Genomic DNA, 19,193 nt, shown 5'->3' with positions numbered 1-19,193 from the left:
CAGGTCGGGGTGGTTCTTCCACCCCGACCTGTTCGCACTCTTTGATGACCCGCCGATGACCACCGTCGAACAGGTGACTCCATGCGACTCGAGATCAAGGGCCTGACGAAGAAGTTCGGCTCGTTCACGGCGAACGACAGCATCGACCTCGTGGTCGAGCCCGGTGAGATCCATTGCCTGCTCGGCGAGAACGGTGCCGGCAAGTCCACGCTGATGAACATGCTCTACGGCCTGCTCACGCCGACCGAGGGCGAGATCCTGCTCGACGGCCGGGCGGTCACCTTCGACGGGCCGGGCGACGCCCTGGCCGCCGGCATCGGCATGGTCCACCAGCACTTCATGCTGGTCCCCGTCTTCACCGTCGCCGAGAACGTCATGCTCGGGCACGAGCAGACGTACGCCGGCGGCGTGCTCAACCGCAGCGCCGCCCGCAAGCAGGTCCGCGAGCTGTCGGACCGCTACCGGCTCGCGGTCGACCCGGACGCGCTCGTCGAGGACATCCCGGTCGGCGTGCAGCAGCGGGTCGAGATCATCAAGGCGCTGGCCAGCCAGGCACAGGTCCTCATCCTCGACGAGCCGACGGCGGTGCTGACGCCGCAGGAGATCGACGAGCTGATGGGCATCATGCGCGAGCTCAAGGCGCAGGGCACCTCGATCATCTTCATCACCCACAAGCTGCGCGAGGTGAAGGCGATCGGCGACAAGATCACCGTGATCCGCCGCGGCAAGGTCGTCGGCACCACTCCGCCCTCGACGAGCGAGGCCGAGCTGGCCGAGATGATGGTCGGCCGAAGCGTCTCGCTCGTGGTCGACAAGGACGAGGCCACCGCCGGAGCCCCCGTGTTCACGGCCGAGGGCATCACCGTGATCGACCCCCGCGGCCACATGGTCGTCAAGGACGTCTCCTTCGAGGCCCGCGCGGGCGAGGTGCTCGGCATCTGCGGCGTGCAGGGCAACGGCCAGACCGAGCTGATCAAGTCGTTGCTCGGGCTGATCCGGCCCGACGCCGGCCGGGTCGAGCTCGACGGCAAGGACATCAGCCGGCACGGGCCGAAGGAGAGCTTGGCCGCCGGCATCGGCTACATCCCCGAGGACCGCTCCCACGACGGGTACGTCGGCGCGTTCAGCGTGCGCGAGAACCTGGTGCTGGACCTCTACCGGACCGACGAGTTCTCCGCCGGGCCGGCGCTCAAGCTCGACAAGATCGCGGCGAACGCCAAGGCCCGGATCGCGGAGTTCGACATCCGCACCGAGTCCCCGGACGCACTGGTCTCGTCGCTCTCCGGCGGCAACCAGCAGAAGGTCGTCGTCGCCCGGGAGTTCTCCCGGCCGCTCAAGGTGCTGATCGCGTCGCAGCCGACGCGGGGCGTGGACGTCGGGTCCATCGAGTTCATCCACAAGCGGATCATCGCCGAGCGGGACCGCGGCACCGCGGTGGTCATCGTGTCGACCGAGCTCGACGAGATCTACGCGCTCGCCGACCGGATCGCCGTCATGTACGACGGCCGGATCGTGGCGACCGTGACGCCCGACATCCCGCGGGAGCAGCTCGGCCTGCTGATGGCGGGTGCCGCTCCCGAAGGAACGGAGGTGGCGTCATGACGGCGATGTCCCCGGCTCCCGAGGCGATCGTGCCGGAGCCCGACGCCGACAAGCCCGAGGTCCGCGACCTGCGCTCGTGGCTGCCGACGGTTCGCGACACGCTGCTGGCGATCCTGCTGGCGCTCGCGGTGGGTGCCTTCCTGATCGCGATCTCCGACGACGAGGTCATCGAGGCGATCGGCAACCTGTTCACCTACCCCGGGTCGTTCTTCATCTACGCCGGCGACATCCTGCGCTACTCCGGCCAGGCGATCTGGGAGGCCTACTCCGCCCTCGTCGACGGCGCCGTGGGCTCGGGTTCCTCGCTCCAGCGGACCCTGGAGCGGTCGGCTCCGCTGATCTGCGCCGGGCTCGCCGTCACGATCGCCTTCCGCGCCGGTCTCTTCAACATCGGCGCCACCGGGCAGATGCTGGTCGGCGCGCTCGCCGCCGGCTACGTCGGCTTCACCTACGACCTCCCGCCGGGCGTGCACCTCGTCGCCGCGGTCACCGCCGGCGTGCTCGCGGGCGCGCTGTGGGGTGGCATCGTCGGCGTGCTCAAGGCCCAGACCGGCGCCCACGAGGTGATCACGACGATCATGCTCAACCAGGTCGCCCGGTTCACGGTGCTCTACTTCCTCGCCAAGGACGCGTTCCAGCGGCCGGGGAGCGACAACCTGCTGAGCCCGGCAGTCGCCGACAACGCGACGTACCCGACCCTGTTCGGGCTCCACCTCGGCATCCCGCTGGCGCTGGTGGCGGCCGTCGGCGTGTGGTGGCTGCTGGAGCGGAGCCGTCTCGGGTTCGAGATGCGAGCAGTGGGAGCCAACCCGGACGCGTCGCGCACCGCCGGCATGAGCATCTCCAAGGTCTACATCTCGACGATGGCGATCGCCGGGCTCCTGTCCGGGCTCGCCGTCACGATGATCCTGCTCGGGCTCCAGCAGTCGGTGACCGACCAGGTGGTCGGCTCGGTGGGCTTCGACGCGATCACCGTGGCCCTGCTCGGACGGGCGACGCCGCTCGGCACGGTCCTCGCCGGCCTGCTCTTCGGAGCGCTCTCCGCAGGTGGGCTCGGGATGCAGACGTCGGCGGGCGTGCCGCCCGAGCTGATCCAGGTCGTCCAGGCCCTGATCGTGCTGTTCGTCGCCGCTCCCGCGCTGATCCGTGGCCTGGCCCGGATCCGCCGGCGCAAGAAGACCGCAACCGCCGAGCCGAAGGGAGCAGCGGCATGACCGACGTGCTCGAGACTCCTGCCACCGCCGGTCCGGAGCCGGAGGTCCGCGACCGCGCCGACGTACGACGCCAGATCAAGCTGGTCGTCGTGCTCGCGCTGGTGCTGCTGGCCGAGGTGTGGTTCAAGCTGGCCATCGACGACCCGACCGTCTACCAGCTGTTCAAGGGCCCGCGCACCAAGGAGAACCAGCCGGTCGAGTTCGACGGCACCCTCGTGTCGTGGATCGCGGTCGCGCTGACCGCGATCGCCCTGCTGCTGGCCATCGTCAACCGGTTCCCCCGCGGCGTCCCGGGCGTGCTCGTCGCCGTGGCGGTCGGCGTCGGCTTCTACGGCGCCTTCCTGATGTGGGCCTACGCGGACCCCACCGGCACCTTCTCGCCGGCCATGACCAACCCGATCCCCGGCACCATCCGGATCGCCACGGCGCTGGTCTTCGGAGCCCTGGCGGGTGTGCTCTGCGAGCGGGCCGGCGTGATCAACATCGCGATCGAGGGCCAGTTCATCGCCGGCGCGTTCTTCGGGTCGGTCTTCTCGAGCTTCGCGGTGGTGTCGATCGCCTCGATCCCGCTGTTCTGGTGCCCCGTCTTCGGCCTGCTCGGTGGCGTCCTGGCGGGTGTCGGCGTGTCCGCGATGCTGGCGTTCTTCGCGCTGCGCTACCACGTCGACCAGGTGGTCGTCGGCGTGGTGCTGGTCGCCTTCGGCTACGGCATCACCAGCTTCCTGCTGGGGCAGATCCCCGACGACCGCGAGGACCAGTTCAACAACCCCGGCCTCCTCGAGGCGGTCGACATCCCCGGACTGGTCGACATCCCGTACATCGGTGAGGCGCTGTTCGGCCAGAACCTGCTGGTCTACATCGCCTACTTCTCGGTCCCGCTGGTGTGGTTCCTGCTCTTCCAGACCCGGTGGGGGCTGCGGGTGCGGTCGGTGGGCGAGCACCCGAAGGCCGCCGACACGGTCGGCATCGACGTCAACCGGACCAAGTGGCAGGCCGTGCTGCTGGGCGGCGTGTTCGCCGGGCTCGGGGGAGCCTCCTTCACGCTGAGCACGGGGGCCTTCGACAAGGAGATGACCGCCGGCCTCGGCTTCATCTCGCTCGCCGCCGTGATCATGGGCCGGTGGCACCCGCTCTACGCGGGCTTCGCGGCGCTGACCTTCGGCTTCCTGCGCAACCTCAAGGACCAGCTGAGCATCCTCGACGACAAGGTCCCCGGTGACCTGCTGTCGGCGCTGCCCTACCTCGCGACGATCATCGCCGTGGCCGGGTTCGTCGGCCGGGTGCGGGCTCCCGCTGCGGACGGCCAGCACTACGTGAAGTCGGACTGAGGAATCCCGTGAGTGTCGACTGGCCTGCCCTGCAACAGGCTGCCACCGAGGTCGCGGCACGCGCCTACGCGCCGTACTCCCGCTTCCACGTGGGGGCTGCCGGGCTCGCCGACGACGGACGGCTGCTGGTCGGCTGCAACGTCGAGAACGCCGGGTACGGCGTCACCCTGTGTGCGGAGTGCGGCCTGGTCTCCCAGCTCCATGCCACGGGTGGCGGTCGGCTGACCCATGCGGTGTGCGTGAACGGCGCGGGCGAGGTGATCATGCCGTGCGGTCGCTGCCGGCAGATCCTCTACGAGGCGGGTGGGCCGGAGCTCGAGCTGCTCACGCCCGACGGCGTCTGGACGATGGACCGCGTCCTGCCCCTCGCGTTCGGTCCCGAGGACCTGGCTGATAAGAACGCCCGATGAGCTCCGAGACCCATGACGCCGTCGAGGTCATCAGCGCCAAGCGCGATGGCGGCACGCTGAGTCGCAGCCAGATCGGGTGGGTCCTCGACGCCTACACCAAGGGCGTCGTGGCCGACGAGCAGATGTCGGCGCTGGCGATGGCGATCCTGCTCAACGGCATGGACCGCCGCGAGATCGCGGACTGGACCGAGGCGATGATCGCGTCGGGGGAGCGGATGGACTTCTCCGCGCTCTCGCGGCCGACGGCCGACAAGCACTCGACGGGTGGCGTGGGCGACAAGATCACGCTCCCGCTGGCGCCGCTCGTGGCCGCTTGCGGTGTGGCCGTGCCGCAGCTCTCCGGGCGCGGCCTGGGCCACACCGGAGGCACCCTCGACAAGCTCGAGTCGATCCCCGGCTGGCGGGCCAACCTGTCCAACGAGGAGATGCTGGCGCAGCTGGAGTCCGTCGGGGCGGTGATCTGCGCGGCCGGTGACGGCCTCGCGCCCGCCGACCGCAAGCTCTACGCGCTCCGCGACGTCACCGGCACGGTCGAGGCGATCCCGCTGATCGCGTCCTCGATCATGAGCAAGAAGATCGCCGAGGGCACCGGCGTGCTGGTGCTCGACGTCAAGGTCGGCAGCGGCGCCTTCATGAAGGACGCGGCCCGGGCGCGCGAGCTGGCCGAGGTGATGGTCGCGCTCGGCACCGACGCGGGCGTGCACACCGTCGCGCTGCTGACCGACATGGACGTGCCGCTCGGCTACACCGCCGGCAACGCGATCGAGGTCACCGAGTCGGTGGAGGTCCTGGCGGGCGGCGGCCCGGCCGACGTGGTCGAGCTGACCCTCGCGCTGGCCCGCGAGATGCTCGCGGGCGCCGGCGTCACCGACATCGACCCGGCGGACCGGCTCGCCGACGGCTCCGCGATGGATGCGTGGAAGGCGATGATCCGCGCCCAGGGCGGCGACCCCGACGCCACCCTTCCCACGGCTCGTGAGTCCCACGTCGTCACCGCGGACGCCGACGGGGTGCTGACCCGGCTCGACGCGCTCGCCGTCGGCGTGGCCGCGTGGCGGCTCGGCGCGGGCCGCGAGCGCAAGGAGGACCCGGTGCAGGCGGGCGCCGGCGTGGTCTGGCACGCCCGCCCCGGTGACGCGGTCACTGCGGGCTCGCCGCTCTTCACGCTGCTCACCGACACCCCGGAGCGGTTCGAACGGGCGCTCGCCGCCCTCGACGGCGGCTACCGGATCGACCCGCCCGGCACGTCGTACGACGCGCGGCCGATCGTCATCGACCGCGTGAGCGGTTCCTGAGGGTCACTGCTCGTCGCGGCTCTCGTCGATCAGGACGACGAGCTCGTTGATGTCGTCGTAGAGGTCGGTGCCGTCGGCCTTCTGCTCCTGGAAGAAGTCGATGATCGCGTCCGGGTCGTCGGCGTCTCCCCGGCCGGTGCGGTCGAGCCACGCGTCGAACTCCGGCGGGACGCCGTGGATCTTCACGTACAGGGCGAACCCGAGCAGGTTGTGCTGCGCGTTGTCGCCCATCGCCTCGTCCCACGACGCGTCGATCTCCTCGAGCCGGTTGATCTCCGAGAGCAGCGCGTTGAACACGCCCAGGGTCGGGCCGGTCAACGGGTGCTTGACGCCCGCCCCGATCGCGCTCTCGACGATGCTCTTGAGGACCCCGCCCAGGTTGACCTCGGCGCCGAGGAGCTCCTCGGTCTTGAGCAGGTAGCCGATCATCTCGGCGATCGCATCCGGGTTGTCCTCCGCCGCGACCCGGGTCTCGATGATCTGCTCCATGAGGCTCTCGGCGTCCGCGTCGACGGTGCGCAGGGCGTCGGTGAGGCCCCGGTGGCTGACGCCGTCCTCCATCACGTCCTCGAGGTACCAGCTGAGGAACCGGGGATCGGTCACGACATCCTCGAGGTGGTCGCGGTAGGCGTCCCAGTAGCGGGTGTCGCTCGGGAAGTGGGCGAACTCGAGCAGGTCCTCGATCTCGTCGCTGGGGTACGCCGCCCCCTCGGTGCCGACGACGCCGTTGCCCCGGTCGCGGTAGGTCTGGAGAGCCTCGCCGTAGAGGTTGGCCAGGACCTGCCACTCGCCGTCGTTGAGGGTGCCGCCGTCGGTGTGGATGTTGAGCAGCCGCTGGAGCACCGTGTCGCGCTGCTCGTCGTCGAGGTGGGTGAAGATGTCGGCGAGGTCGGATCCGGAGCTGCGGGCGTCCCACTGCTCGAGGAGGTCGGTCGACTCCAGGTCGTAGGCGAAGTGGAAGATGTGCGGGACCAGCGTCGACTGGCCGGCGGTCGGGGGACCGTTGTAGACCTCGCCGAAGTTGGCGATGGCGATCGCGTTGATGCGTCCCCTCGCGTTGTCGGAGGCGGCGATGATCGCCCAGATCCGGGCGGAGTAGTCCTGGCCGGTGAAGTCGGCGCTGAACTGCGCGAACGCCGGGTCGTCCAGCGACTCGATGCCGGCCGCGACGGTGTCGTTGAACGCGAGCAGGGCCTCCTGGACCTCCTCGACATGGACCTGGTAGTTCGAGACCGCGTCCTCGACCTGGTTGTAGAGGTCGAGCACGCCCTCGTGCCCGAGGAGGTCGATCAGCTGTCCCGGGTAGTACGGATCGTCCTCGTGCTCGCCGATCGCCGCGAGCGCCTCGTTGATCGCCTCGGCGTCGCCGTCGTCCAGCGCCTCGCGCAGGGCCTCGACGTCGTCCTCGGCCCGGTCACGGGCCTCCTGCTGGACGGCCTCCAGCTGGTTCTGCAGGTACTCGCTGGTGAGCCCGAGGTCGCCGAGCAGCGCGCTGTGGTCGAACGGCAGCAGCGGGTAGCGGCCCTTGCCCTGGTAGTCCTCGAGCGCGGAGGGGGGTACGTCGACCGGCGTGTGCTCGACCAGCGCGGTCCCCAGGTCCCGGGTCTTCCCGCGGAGCAGCGTGCGCAGCGCCTCGTAGTCGTCGTCGATCGCGTCCCGGGTGGTCTGCCGAGCCGTCGCGGCAGCGGAGATCGCGCCGGAGCGGATCGTCTGGAGCTCGTCGCGGATCGCCCGGTTGAGCGGCGGTTCGCCGGCCTCGGTGCGGGTGCCGCGGTCGTAGGACGCGTCCGCTGCGTCCACCGCGTCCTGGTAGGCCTGGTCCGCCGCCGCCCAGCGGCTGTTGAGGTCGGGGAGCGTCTCGTCGAGCGCGGTCCGGTAGTGGCCCTCGAGGGTCCCGATCGCCGTGGCGATGGCTTCGAGGTCGGTGGCGAGCGGACTCTTCATGAGCGCACCGAGGCCGGACATCTCGCCGGTGATCGAGGTCGCCGCCTCCCCGGTCCACTGGTCGCCGATCTCCGCGGGCGTGCCGGCGATGGTCGCGCCCTTGCTGTGCAGGTTGTTGCTGACCGTCCCGAGCCACTGCTTGGCCAGCTTCAGGCCGTCGGGGTCGATGTCGAGCGTGTAGTGGTCGGCCATCAGACCGGCCCGTGTCGCGGCGGCGGGGCGGTGGAACCGCCCGACAGGTCGTACTGCCAGGAGTAGTCCTGGTCGACCCTGGTCAGGTCGACGTGGAGCGCGTTGGTGTTGCCGGCGATGAGCCCGGCGGCCGTCGTACAGACCTCGAAGAGGCTGCGCCACCCCAGCCGCATCGTGTCGCAACCGGTCGCCACCAGGTCCCCGAACTCGCCACATGCTGACTCGACACTGCTCGCCCGCGCGCCGAGCAGCGGATCGGTCTCGTCGAACTCATTGCTGAGGTTGTCGAACCGGTCCTTCACCCGAGCGGCGACGTCCGCACTCATCTGGATCGCCATGGGTTCGGCGTTCCCCCGTCTGCGGGCGGCGAAACGTGTTGGCTGCCCTGCGGCTGGGTAGGTCGCACCTCGGAGCGGCCTCACTAGCATCAGCACGACCGCTCGGGCGGACGGAAGGAAATCTCGGTGCGATTCAGTCTCAGCGTCGTCAACGGTGCGACCGGTCGGCGACGTGACGTGCTCGTCGACGCCGATCCCGAGACCGAGATCGCCGAGCTGTTGCCGCGGCTCCTCGACGCCACCGACGGACAGATGCACCCCGGCTTCGCGAAGCAGGTCGGCGTCTGGGTCGACGGACAGCCGGTCGAGCGGGAGCGCACGCTGCGCGACGCCCGCGTGGTGCCCGGCTCCGTGGTCTCGCTCCACGAGCCCGACGCGTACGACGCCGCGCTGCCGCGCGGGGTCGTCGAGGTGCGGGTCGTCTCCGGCCCGGGCGCGGGGCGGATCCACCGGTTCGGGATCGGCGAGCACCAGATCGGCAACGGCGCCCCGGGGATGTCGCTGCCGGACCTGTTCCTCCCGACCGACGCCCTGGTCATCCGCGTGACCGCCGATGCCGAGGTCGAGATCGTCGAGCGCGCCCGCGCCGTACGCATCGACGGGCGCGACCCGTCGGCGCCCGACCCGGAGCACGACGAGGAGGACGCCGCCGCCGTCGACCTGCTGCCGGTCGAGGCGCTCACCCGGCGCGAGCGCAAGCGCCGCAAGCGCGCCGCGAAGCGGGCGCGCAGGGCCCAGCGCAGGGTCGAGCGCAGGGTCGAGCGCAGGATGAGGCGGAAGGGCGCGCCGGTCGAGGAGGAGGAGGTGTTCGCCGACGTCGGGTGGCCCGAGGGTGCCGACCTCAGGATCGGCGAGACGCTCCTGCAGTGGCATCGGGTGTGGGTGCCCGACGCCGATGCCGGGGCGAGCGAGGAGGTCCTCGGCATCGACTTCAACCGCCCGCCGCGGCTGCTGCCTCCGGAGCGGGAGAGCTCGTTCGTGCTGCCCGCCGAGCCGGTGAAGCCGCGGCGCCAGACCATCCCGTGGCCGGTCGTCGTCGCGCCGATGTTCATGGCGGTGCCGATGTGCCTGCTCTTCGGGAGCTGGCGCTTCATGGCGTTCGCGCTGCTCTCGCCGTTCCTCGCGTTCTTCAACTTCATCGCGCAGCGCAAGGGCGCCGCGACCGAGTACCGCCGACAGATGATCGAGTTCCGCGAGGACACGATCTCGGTGCGGAAGCGGGTGGCGCGCGCGCAGCGGCTGTTCCGCGAGGACCTCCGCCGCGACCGGCCGGACCCGGCTCGGGTGCTGCTCGATGCGGTCGGGCCGGGGCAGGCGCTGTGGATGCGGCGGCGCTCCGATCCCGACTACCTCGAGCTGCGGCTGGGCGTGGCGGACCGCCCCTCGCCGATCCAGGTGTCCGACCGCTCGCTGAAGGAGACCGACGAGCCGCCGGAGCCGGAGACGCTCGGCGACGTACCGGTGTCCATCGCGCTGCGCGACCTCGGCGTGATCGGCGTGTGCGGCGAGTCCGCCGGCGTGGACGCGCTCGCGCGGTGGCTGGTCGGCCAGGCAGCCGTCCTGCACGCTCCCGGCGACCTCGACGTGGTCGTGCTCACCAACGCCGAGCGCGAGCAGCAGTGGGGCTGGACCCGGTGGCTCCCGCACTGCCGGCGCCCGGGAGAGCCGGTGGCCGCCGTGCTCGGCACCGACCAGCAGTCGGTGTCGCGGCGGTTGGCCGAGATCGGCCAGCTGATCGCGAACCGCGCGGGCGACGACAGGCGGGTCAGGCTGCCGGGCGACACCACGCCCCGCCCCGACCTGCTGGTCGTGGTCGACGGCGCCCGACGGCTGCGAGCGCTGCCCGGGCTGGTGACGCTGCTGCGGGAGGGTCCGGCCGCGGGCGTCACGGTGATCTGCCTCGACGAGGACCTTCGGCTGCTGCCCGAGGAGTGCCGCGCCGTGCTCGACGTGCACGAGGGTCTGGTCGAGCTGCGCCGGACCGGGTCCGAGGCGGTCGCGCGGATCCGGCCCGACCTGGTCGAGCCGAGCTGGGCGACCCGGATCGGGCGCGCGCTCGCGCCGGTGCGCGACACCACCCCGAGCGTCGAGGTGTCCGGCCTGCCGGCCTCCGCACGGCTGCTCGAGTGCATCGCCCTCGAGCACCCCACGCCCGAGGGCGTGGCCCGTCGGTGGGGCCCCGAGGCCCGGACCGACGTGGTCATCGGCGAGGGGTTCGACGGCCCGTTCCGGCTCGACCTCCGCAAGGACGGACCCCACGCGCTGATCGCCGGTACGACGGGCTCCGGCAAGTCCGAGCTCCTGCAGACCCTGGTGGCGTCGCTGGCCGTCGCCAACAGCCCGGAGCAGCTGACCTTCGTGCTCGTCGACTACAAGGGCGGCTCCGCCTTCAAGGAGTGCGCCCGCCTGCCGCACACGGTCGGCATGGTCACCGACCTCGACACCCACCTGGTCAGCCGGGCGCTGACCTCGCTCGGCGCCGAGCTCAAGCGCCGCGAGCACCTGCTCGCCGTACCCGGGGCGAAGGACCTGGAGGACTACTGGGCCCTCCAGCGCCGCGACCCGTCGCTCCCGACGATCCCGCGGCTGGCGATCGTGATCGACGAGTTCGCGAGCCTCAAGGCCGAGCTGCCGGACTTCGTGACCGGGCTGGTCACCATCGCCCAGCGCGGTCGGTCGCTCGGCATCCACCTGGTCCTGGCGACACAACGCCCGTCCGGCGTGATCTCCAACGACATCCGGGCCAACACCAACCTGCGGATCGCGCTCCGGGTGACCGACGAGTCGGAGTCGAAGGACGTCATCGACTCCGCGGAGTCAGCGACGATCGGCCCCGACCAGCCCGGGCGCGGCTACGCCCGGCTCGGCCACTCCTCGCTGCTGCCGTTCCAGGCGGGCCGGGTCGGTGGGGCGCGCCCCGATGCGCGCCCGGTCGACGACGTCCTGCGCGAGCCGCCGCTGGTCTGGCCGGTCGGCTGGGAGGCCGTCGGGCACCCGGCTCCGGGCCGGCCCAAGCAGGAGGGCAAGCAGACCGACGAGGGCGAGACCGACCTCTCCGTGCTCGTCGAGGCGATCACCGGTGCCACCGAGCTCCGCGGGATCGGACCCCAGCACTCGCCGTGGCTGCCCGAGCTCCCCGCGCCGGTCACCCTGGCGGCCCTGCGGGAGCTGGTCGGCCCCGACCCGTACGCCGACCGGGTGACCGGGTGGTCGGCGCCCTGGGCGCTGGAGGACCACCCCGCCGACCAGGCGCAGCGGCCGCGCGAGTTCACGCTCGGCACGTCCGGGCACCTCTACATCGCCGGCGGCGCCCGGTCCGGCCGGTCGACGGCGCTGCGCACGATCGCGGCCGGCCTCGCCGAGGTCACCCGCTCCCGCGACCTGCACCTCTACGGCCTCGACTGCGGCAACGGTGCCCTGCTGCCGCTGACCGCGCTTCCCCACACCGGCGCGGTCGTGCAGCGCACCGAGGTCGAGCGCGCGAGCCGGCTGCTCGAGCGGCTCGGCGACGAGGTCAAGCGGCGGCAGGACGTGCTCGGCCAGTCCGGCTTCGCCGACATCGACGAGCAGCGGCAGGCGGTGGCGGCGGGGGAGAGGCTGCCGTACGTCGTACTCCTGCTGGACCGGTGGGAAGGCTTCATCAGCGACCTGAGCGAGGTCGACGTCGGGCGGCTCAACGACCGGATGCTCGGCCTGCTGCGGGAGGGTGCCAGCGTCGGCGTCCACGTCATCGTGGCCGGTGACCGCTCGCTGCTGTCGGGGCGGGTCGCCTCGCTCGTGGAGAGCAAGCTGCTGCTGCGGCTGCCGGACCGCAGCGACTACACCAGCGGCGGTCTGAAGGCGAAGGACGTGCCCGACCACCTCGCCGACGGGCGCGGGCTCTGGGCCGAGTCCGGGATCGAGGCACAGGTCGCCGTCCTGGGCGACGACGTCGCAGGGGCGGCACAGAGCGGGTTCGTCCGCGAGCTCGGCGCCCGGCTGGCCGAGGCCGAGCGGGCCGAGGACGCCGTACCCCTCGCGCAGCGGCCGTTCGGGCTCGCCGCACTGCCCCACGAGGTCGACGCCGTGGGCGTGCTCGCGGCCGCCCGGACCCTGCCGACCGGCCAGGTCCCGGTGGGCATCGGGGGCGATCGGCTCGACCTGGTCGGCGTCGACGCCGCGAACACCCCGGTCCTGGTGGTCGGGCCGCCGACCAGCGGCCGCACCAACGCGCTGCGGTTCATCTGCCGCTGGGCACGCCAGGACGGCCGGCAGGTGCTCGGGTTCACCCCGTCCGCCAACCTGCTCACCCAGGAGCTGGGCGACGACGCCGTGGTCGGGATCGACCACACCCCAGACGAGGTCGTCCAACGGCTGCGCGCGCTCGGCGACGGCTCGGTCGTGCTGATCGACGACGGCGAGCGGCTCAAGGAGGGACCCCTCGCGCCGGTCATGGGCGCGCTGGTGCGGCAGGCCCGCGACCGCGGCTTCCAGGTGGTCTTGGGCGGCGGCGTCGGTGAGCTCAGCGCCGGCTTCTCGGGCTGGGTGGTCGAGGCACGGTCCGGCCGCAAGGGCCTGCTGCTCTCGCCGCAGGAGGCCCTGCAGGGCGACGTCTTCGGGGCCCGGGTGTCGCGCACGTCGCTGGTGCCGCGGGTGCAGCCAGGACGGGGCGTGGCGTTCCCGGGCACGGGTGACCAGATCGGCGTGCAGGTGCCGCTGGTCAGGTGACCTCCGACAGCCGGGCCAGGTGGAGGACGAGGTCGCCGTTCAGGGCGACCTCCGCCGGGAGCGCTGCGAGCACGCGACCCAGGACCTCCTCCCGTGCCGCCGGCGGGATCTGGAGGTACGCCGAGACGGTGGCCAGGTGGCCGACGTAGTCGGAGGCCGACAGCACCAGCCGACGCTCGATCGTGGTCTGTCGGACATCGGTGAAGCGGCCGGTGCGCGCCAGCTCGGTGCCGGGCCACTGCAGCTCGCTGTCCTCCGGGGTCCCGTCCGGAGACGGGACGTCGTCATCGGGAACGTGCTCGGACCGGGCAGCGCGGACGGCTTCCTCGACCGCAGGATCGGCGATCTTCAGCTGGCCGCCGAAGGACGCGAACACTCCGCCCCGGTCGAGCAGCGAGGCCACCCGTGACCATCGTCGTTCGGCCTCGGTCCAGTGCATCGAGGCCGCTGCGAACACCAGGTCGTAGGTGCGGGTGACGGGGAGGTCCTCGAACGCGTGCTGCAGCGTCAGGACGGTCGACGGCACGTGCTTGCGCAGCTCGACGAGCATCGCGGCGTCCGGCTCGGTGGCGGTGACCTCGATGCCGCGGGCGGCGAACACGCGGGTCGCCTTGCCCGTGCCGGCCCCGATCTCCAACGCGGTGCGAACCGGTGTCCCGGCGTAGGCCAGGACCTCGTCGACCAGCCGGTCCGGATAGCCCGGGCGGAACCGCTCGTACGTCGACGCCACGGACCCGAAGCTCAGCGCGCGCTCAGTCACCGAGCCATGGTCGCACCCTGCCCACTCACCGTTCGGCGTGCTTCGCCGGGGAAGTCGCGTACTCTGGAAGAGCCGAGGAACCCGCAGACGCCGAGTACCCGTTGTCATTTCGCGGCGATCGACGTTCCCGCCCAGCTGTCGGAGGCTGGCAGATTGGTTCCCTTGGCTTCTCATCGCCTCCCCGCCACGGTCGGTCGTCCCGAGCCTGCCGGTCCTCTCGACGAGTCGCACCGGCCGAGCCTGGTGGCGGTGGTCCGACGGGTCTCGACGAGCCTGCTGATCGCGGTCGTCATCCCTGCGGTGGTCTTCTACAGCGTCTACGTGGTCGCCGGCGTCTGGACCGCGATCATCGCCGCGCTGGCGTGGTCGTACGGCGCGATCGCGTGGCGGGCGGTGACGAGGCGGCGGGTGTCCGGTCTCCTGGTCCTCGCCGCGCTCCTGCTGACCGGCCGGACCACGCTGTCTGTGGTGGCGGACAGCACCTGGCTGTACTTCCTGCAGCCGGTCATCAGCGACGGCGTCGTCGCCGGGCTGTTCCTGCTCTCGCTCGCCAGCACCCGGCCGATGGTGGCGCGGCTCGCCGGCGACTTCTACCCGATGGACCACGAGCTGGCCTCGCGCCCGCGGGTCCGGCGTCTCTTCCGGAACCTCACGATCCTCTGGGCGGTGCTCGGGCTCACGAAGGCCACCTTGACCCTGTGGCTGCTGCAGTCACAGACCCTCGACACGTTCGTGCTGGTGAAGAGCGTCGCCACGTTGACGATCAACGTGCTCGCGGCGGTCGCGACCATCGCCCTGGCGGCCCTGGTCGCGCGCAAGGAGGGTCTGCTCGGTTCGTCGCGCCTCGTCGCCGTGCCTGTCTGACGTCGGGTTCGGCGAGCGCAACCGAGAACAGCACGGCCCGGCACCCTGCGACATCGCGGTGGTGCCGGGCCGTGCTGGTGGTGGTTGGCGGCGTCCTGAGCGCGCCGCAGCCGTCACAGCTTGATTGTGAAGGCCTGGTCGACCTCGGAGAAGGCAGACGAGGCCTTGCCGAGATAGGTCACGAACTCGTCGATGACCGCGAAGAGGTCACCGGACTCCTTGTTCCACCGGCTGAAGATCTCCTGGAACGACGAGCCCGACAGGCCCTTGAAGGCGCCGGACTCGTAGAGGCTCTGGATCTGTCCGGTGGTGGTCTGGACTGCGTTCTCCAGCTCGTTCTTCAGGTCGCCGAGGTTCCTGGCCTGGGCCTCGATGGAACCGTGATCGATGGAGATGCTGCCGTCGGGTCCTGCCATGTCGAACTCCTGTGTGTAGACGAAACGCTGACGGCCTCCGGACTACCCGGGGTGTGACCGGGCAAACATCCGGTCGCTGAAAACGCCGACGGCGCGCTTATCATTCAGGCTGGCCCGGCCACCGCCGGACGTTCACGCAACCCACGGGATTCGTGACGCGTCAGACGGGGTAGGTGGGCTCGCAGTCACATGCGGGCCCGTAGTTGCGGGTCACTCGGAATCTCGGAATCTCGGAGGACGTCGTGAGCAACGACATCAGCGGCAGCGTCGCGGACCGCCAGCGCAGCCGCGCCGGCCGGCGGGTAGCAGCGCCGAACCCCGCCGGACAGATCGCCCCACCGCGCCAGCGGCGCCCCGCGCTCGCGGCGCTGGCCCTGCTACTCATCGTCGGTGGCGCGCTCGTGGCCGGCCTGCTCGCCGTACGCATGGACAGCAGGGTGCCCGTGCTCGTCGCCGCGCAGGACATCGAGCCCGGCGCGGAGATCACCAAGGAGGACCTCCGGGTCTCCCGGGTCGCGAGCGAAGGGCTGGGGCTGATCGGGGAGGAGTACGCCGAGCAGGTGATCGGCGCCTACGCGACGACCGGCATCAAGGCCAACACCCTGCTCGACGAGAACATGGTGTCGTCCAAGAACCCCGTGCCCGACGACCGGGCGGTGGTGTCGGTGCCGCTCGACGGCAAGCTCGCCCCGGGTCGGATCACCTCCGGCGACGTGGTCCAGGTGGTGCGCACGACCGGCACGACCGGCTCGACCGGCAGCAGCGACAAGCCCGAGATCATCGGTACGGCCTACGTCCTCGAGGTCACCGAGCCCGCGACCGACGAGCTCGGGGCGAGCCAGGACGTGCCGACGGCAAGCCTGATCGTGCTCGACGAGGCGGCGCTCGACGTCATCGACGCGGCCAGCGCCGGCGAGGCCGGTCTGGCCATCCTCGACTCCGGCCAGGACCCCGACGTCGACCTCGAGGTGGGCAGCTAGTGACCGTCTACGCCCTCGCGTCGGCCAAGGGGTCGCCCGGCGTCACGACGACGGCCGCTGCGCTCGCCGCGTGCTGGCCGGCGCCCGTCGTGCTCGCCGACGTCGACCCTGCGGGCGGCGACATCATGTGGCGCAACCGCAACGTCTCCGGCGGCCCGCTCGACCCCGACCGCGGGCTGCTCTCCCTCGGCGCAGCAGTACGACGGGGAGCCGCGCAGGCTGACCTCACCGAGCACCTCCAGCAGACCGCGTTGGGCGTCGACGTGCTCGTCGGACTCGCCTCGCCCGACCAGCTGTCCGGGCTCGGCGCGGCCTGGGGCCAGCTCCCCGCCGTCTTCGGCCAGCACCGCACCGACGTGCTCCTCGACTGCGGTCGGATCGTTCCGGGCAGCTCGGCGATGCCCGTGTTCGCCGGCGCCGACGTCGTCGTCCTGGTGGCCAGGCCCGACATCTCGGGCACCGCCCACCTGCGCGAGCGGCTGCGGTCGTTGCGGGGAGCGCTCGGGCTCGGCGGCCCCGGAGGCAAGCCGGTCGGGGTCGTGGTGACGACCTCCTACCGCGACACCCGCAGCGCGGCCGACCTCCAGCAGCTGTTCGACGCCGAGCGGCTGGGGGTGGAGGTGCTCGGGATCGTCGCCGACGAGCCGAAGGCCGCGAAGATCCTCAGCGGCGAGCGGGTCGGCCAGCTGCGCAAGACCCTGCTCGGCCGGTCCGCGACCCAGCTCGCCCAGCGCCTGGTGGGCGTGCACCGGCTCTCCGACCTCGCCAACGGGCGGTGACCGGCATGGACCAGCAGCTGGTGCGCGGCCTGCGGGAGCAGGTCGCCGACATCATCTCCCGCCAGCACCGCGAGGACTCCGACAACCACCTCCCGCCCATGACCGCGGAGGACGAGCGTCAGTTCGCCCGCGCGGTCATCGGCCGGGTGCTCGACCAATACGCCCGCGAGGAGGTGCGCGCCGGGCGCACGCCCCCGACACCCGACGAGGAGCAGAGCCTGGCCGACGGGATCCACGCCGCGCTGTTCGGTGTCGGCCGGCTCCAGCCTCTCCTCGACGACCCCGAGGTCGAGAACATCGACATCAACGGCTGCGACCAGGTCTTCGTCGGCTACTCCGACGGACGCGAGGAGCGCGCCGCTCCGGTGGCCGAGTCCGACGACGAGCTGATCGAGCTGGTGCAGACGCTCGGGGCCTACTCCGGTCTGACGAGTCGCCCGTTCGACACCGCCAACCCCCAGCTCGACATCCGGCTGCCCGACGGGTCGCGTCTGTCCGCGGTGATGGGCGTGTGCCCGCGGCCGTCGGTGTCGATCCGTCGCGCCCGGCTGTCCCGGGTCTCGCTCGACACCCTGGTCGACTACGGCACCCTCTCGCCCGACCTGGCGGCGTTCCTGTCGGCGGCGGTCCGGGCCCGCAAGAACATCATGATCGCGGGGGCGACCAACGCCGGGAAGACCACCTTGCTGCGGGCGCTCGCCAACGAGATCGAGCCCTCCGAGCGACTGGTGACGGTCGAGCGGGCGCTCGAGCTCGGGCTGGGCGAGTTCCCCGACCTGCACCCCAACGTGGTGGCGTTCGAGGAGCGGCTCCCCAACGCCGAGGGGGCGGGCGAGATCGGGATGGGCGAGCTGGTCCGCCGTTCGCTGCGGATGAACCCGAGCCGGGTGATCGTGGGCGAGGTGCTCGGCGACGAGATCGTGACCATGCTCAACGCGATGAGCCAGGGCAACGACGGCTCGCTGTCGACGATCCACGCGAACTCGTCGGCCGAGGTGTTCAACCGCATCTGCACCTACGCGATCCAGAGCGCCGAACGGCTCCCGTCCGAGGCGACCATGATGCTGATCGGCGGCGCGATCGACTTCGTCATCTTCATCGAGCGGGTCAACGAGTTCGCCGACGGCGGCACCCTGCGCCGGATGGTCACCTCGGTCCGCGAGGTCAACGGCGTCGACGGTCGGGTGCTGTCGAGCGAGGTGTTCGCCCGCGGTCCGGAGGGGTACGCCGTCCCGGCGGCCGCGGTGTCGTGCCTGGACGAGCTCGAGGCCGCCGGCTACCGGGCAGGCGCCGCCGCGAGCTGGGTGGAGCGGGTCGGATGACGCTCACCCCAACCACCCTCCTCATCGTCCTGCTCGGCGCGGTCGTCGGCGGGGGGATAGTGCTGCTGGTGCGCTCGCTGGTCGGGTTCCCGGTCGACGACCGGGTCGCCGAGGGCCAGTCGGGCCTGGTGGCGTGGGCAGTGAGCGCCGGCCGTCGGCTGCCGTTCGCGATCGGGGCGTTCCTGCTCATCCTCCTGCTGACGCGCTGGATCGTCGTCGCCGTCGCCTGCTCCCTGCTGGTGCTCTTCTGGGACCGGCTGTTCGGCGGTGCCCGCGAGGCGCGCCAGGGCATCGCGCGGCTGGAGGGGCTCGCAGCATGGACCGAGTCGCTGCGCGACACCGTCGCCGGCGCAGTCGGTCTCGAACAGGCGATCCCGGCGACGGCGTACGCCGCCTCGCCGGCGATCCGCAGCGACCTCACCACGCTCTCCGACCGGCTCCGGGTCCGGATGCCGCTCCAGGAGGCGCTCAAGCGGTTCGCGGAGGAGGTCGACGATGCCGGCGCCGACCTGATCATCGCGGCGCTGATCCTCAACTCGCGGCTGCGCGGGCCGGGGCTCCGTGACGTGCTGACCTCGCTCGCGCGGTCCGCGCGGCTGGAGCTGGAGATGCGGCAGCGGATCAACGCCAGCCGGGCATCGACCCGTCGGAGCGTCACCATCGTGGTCGGCGTGACCGCCGTGTTCGTCATCGGCCTGCGGGTCTTCAACCCGGCCTACGTCGCGCCCTACGGCACGCCGTTCGGACAGGTCGTGCTGATCGGGATCCTGGCGATCTTCGCCGCCGGCGTGATGTGGCTGCGGGCGCTGTCGAAGGACGACACCCCCGAGCGGTTCCTGCACTTCCGGCGGTCGGAGGCGGTCCGATGACGCTGACCCTGGTCATGCTCGCCGGCGCAGTCGCCGGCGCCGGCGTACTCCTCGCGGCGTGGTTGGTGGCGCAGCCGTCCACCTCCGGACCGGTGGCGCTCGCCCTGCTCGACGCCCGCCTCGCGCGGGGGCGCCGGGAGGCGTCGCTCACCGTCGACCGCCGCCACGCCGAG

The 19,193-nt window shown here is 71.7% G+C and carries 15 protein-coding genes; 11 read left to right on the top strand and 4 right to left on the bottom strand.

Annotated features, from left to right (window positions below):
• The first annotated feature begins 81 nt into the window (after window positions 1–81).
• Genes H0488_RS07100 through H0488_RS07080 form a run of 5 tightly spaced genes read left to right on the top strand, consistent with a single transcriptional unit; the run spans window position 82 to window position 5,849 of the window.
• Window positions 82–1,602, top strand: a complete 1,521-nt coding sequence (locus H0488_RS07100) for an ABC transporter ATP-binding protein (protein ID WP_183098586.1) — start codon at window positions 82–84, stop codon at window positions 1,600–1,602.
• Complete coding sequence (locus tag H0488_RS07095; RefSeq protein ID WP_246371570.1) at window positions 1,599–2,816, top strand: ABC transporter permease; 1,218 nt, start codon at window positions 1,599–1,601, stop codon at window positions 2,814–2,816. The genes H0488_RS07100 and H0488_RS07095 overlap by 4 nt, the downstream gene beginning before the upstream one ends.
• Window positions 2,813–4,144: an ABC transporter permease gene (locus H0488_RS07090; protein ID WP_183098585.1), complete on the top strand. Its 1,332-nt coding sequence runs from the start codon at window positions 2,813–2,815 to the stop codon at window positions 4,142–4,144. Before H0488_RS07095 ends, H0488_RS07090 begins: the two co-directional genes overlap by 4 nt.
• 8 nt (window positions 4,145–4,152) lie before the next feature.
• On the top strand, window positions 4,153–4,554 hold the full coding sequence (locus H0488_RS07085) for a cytidine deaminase (protein ID WP_312856238.1): 402 nt from the start codon (window positions 4,153–4,155) through the stop codon (window positions 4,552–4,554).
• Window positions 4,551–5,849, top strand: coding sequence for a thymidine phosphorylase (locus tag H0488_RS07080; RefSeq protein ID WP_183098584.1), 1,299 nt, complete (start codon window positions 4,551–4,553; stop codon window positions 5,847–5,849). The genes H0488_RS07085 and H0488_RS07080 overlap by 4 nt, the downstream gene beginning before the upstream one ends.
• Before the next feature lie 3 nt (window positions 5,850–5,852).
• Here H0488_RS07080 and H0488_RS07075 read toward each other — a convergent pair whose 3' ends face one another.
• Window positions 5,853–7,985, bottom strand: coding sequence for a hypothetical protein (locus H0488_RS07075; protein WP_183098583.1), 2,133 nt, complete (start codon window positions 7,983–7,985; stop codon window positions 5,853–5,855).
• Window positions 7,985–8,323, bottom strand: coding sequence for a hypothetical protein (locus H0488_RS07070; RefSeq protein WP_183098582.1), 339 nt, complete (start codon window positions 8,321–8,323; stop codon window positions 7,985–7,987). The genes H0488_RS07075 and H0488_RS07070 overlap by 1 nt, the downstream gene beginning before the upstream one ends.
• A gap of 126 nt (window positions 8,324–8,449) precedes the next feature.
• On the opposite strand from H0488_RS07070, the gene H0488_RS07065 reads away from it, so the two are divergent.
• Window positions 8,450–13,030, top strand: a complete 4,581-nt coding sequence (locus H0488_RS07065; protein WP_183098581.1) for an FtsK/SpoIIIE domain-containing protein — start codon at window positions 8,450–8,452, stop codon at window positions 13,028–13,030.
• Here the strand turns inward: H0488_RS07065 and H0488_RS07060 are convergent.
• The gene (locus tag H0488_RS07060) at window positions 13,023–13,790 is read right to left on the bottom strand and encodes a class I SAM-dependent methyltransferase (RefSeq protein WP_183098580.1); all 768 of its coding nucleotides are present in this window, start codon (window positions 13,788–13,790) and stop codon (window positions 13,023–13,025) included. The two genes, H0488_RS07065 and H0488_RS07060, sit on opposite strands and share 8 nt — an antisense overlap.
• A 249-nt stretch (window positions 13,791–14,039) precedes the next feature.
• Here H0488_RS07060 and H0488_RS07055 point away from each other — a divergent pair, with 249 nt between their 5' ends.
• The gene (locus H0488_RS07055; protein ID WP_183098579.1) at window positions 14,040–14,654 is read left to right on the top strand and encodes a VC0807 family protein; all 615 of its coding nucleotides are present in this window, start codon (window positions 14,040–14,042) and stop codon (window positions 14,652–14,654) included.
• 113 nt (window positions 14,655–14,767) lie between these two features.
• Here the strand turns inward: H0488_RS07055 and H0488_RS07050 are convergent, their stop codons facing one another.
• A complete protein-coding gene (locus H0488_RS07050; protein WP_183098578.1) occupies window positions 14,768–15,070 on the bottom strand; it encodes a WXG100 family type VII secretion target in 303 nt (100 codons plus the stop codon).
• A gap of 242 nt (window positions 15,071–15,312) precedes the next feature.
• On the opposite strand from H0488_RS07050, the gene H0488_RS07045 reads away from it, so the two are divergent.
• From H0488_RS07045 to H0488_RS07030, 4 genes are read left to right on the top strand one after another with little or no spacing between them, the layout of a single operon-like run.
• Window positions 15,313–16,050, top strand: a complete 738-nt coding sequence (locus tag H0488_RS07045) for an SAF domain-containing protein (RefSeq protein ID WP_183098577.1) — start codon at window positions 15,313–15,315, stop codon at window positions 16,048–16,050.
• Complete coding sequence (locus H0488_RS07040) at window positions 16,050–16,829, top strand: MinD/ParA family ATP-binding protein (protein ID WP_183098576.1); 780 nt, start codon at window positions 16,050–16,052, stop codon at window positions 16,827–16,829. Before H0488_RS07045 ends, H0488_RS07040 begins: the two co-directional genes overlap by 1 nt.
• A 5-nt stretch (window positions 16,830–16,834) precedes the next feature.
• The gene (locus tag H0488_RS07035) at window positions 16,835–18,151 is read left to right on the top strand and encodes a TadA family conjugal transfer-associated ATPase (protein WP_183098575.1); all 1,317 of its coding nucleotides are present in this window, start codon (window positions 16,835–16,837) and stop codon (window positions 18,149–18,151) included.
• Window positions 18,148–19,020, top strand: coding sequence for a type II secretion system F family protein (locus tag H0488_RS07030; RefSeq protein WP_183098574.1), 873 nt, complete (start codon window positions 18,148–18,150; stop codon window positions 19,018–19,020). The genes H0488_RS07035 and H0488_RS07030 overlap by 4 nt, the downstream gene beginning before the upstream one ends.
• Window positions 19,021–19,193: the final 173 nt, after the last annotated feature.

Origin of the sequence: Nocardioides pelophilus (assembly GCF_014180685.1) — a bacterium.
GTDB classification, from domain to species: domain Bacteria; phylum Actinomycetota; class Actinomycetes; order Propionibacteriales; family Nocardioidaceae; genus Nocardioides; species Nocardioides pelophilus.
Note: the sequence above shows the minus strand (reverse complement) of the source record. Positions and strands in the feature narration are given on the sequence as shown.

Bases quoted from the DNA above. Each gene is read 5' to 3' on its own strand.
- H0488_RS07100 (WP_183098586.1), top strand. From the start codon at position 82: ATGCGACTCGAGATCAAGGGCCTGACGAAGAAGTTCGGCTCGTTCACG.
- H0488_RS07095 (WP_246371570.1), top strand. From the start codon at position 1,599: ATGACGGCGATGTCCCCGGCTCCCGAGGCGATCGTGCCGGAGCCCGAC.
- H0488_RS07090 (WP_183098585.1), top strand. From the start codon at position 2,813: ATGACCGACGTGCTCGAGACTCCTGCCACCGCCGGTCCGGAGCCGGAG.
- H0488_RS07080 (WP_183098584.1), top strand. From the start codon at position 4,551: ATGAGCTCCGAGACCCATGACGCCGTCGAGGTCATCAGCGCCAAGCGC.
- H0488_RS07075 (WP_183098583.1), bottom strand. From the start codon at position 7,985: ATGGCCGACCACTACACGCTCGACATCGACCCCGACGGCCTGAAGCTG.
- H0488_RS07070 (WP_183098582.1), bottom strand. From the start codon at position 8,323: ATGGCGATCCAGATGAGTGCGGACGTCGCCGCTCGGGTGAAGGACCGG.
- H0488_RS07050 (WP_183098578.1), bottom strand. From the start codon at position 15,070: ATGGCAGGACCCGACGGCAGCATCTCCATCGATCACGGTTCCATCGAG.
- H0488_RS07035 (WP_183098575.1), top strand. From the start codon at position 16,835: ATGGACCAGCAGCTGGTGCGCGGCCTGCGGGAGCAGGTCGCCGACATC.
- H0488_RS07030 (WP_183098574.1), top strand. From the start codon at position 18,148: ATGACGCTCACCCCAACCACCCTCCTCATCGTCCTGCTCGGCGCGGTC.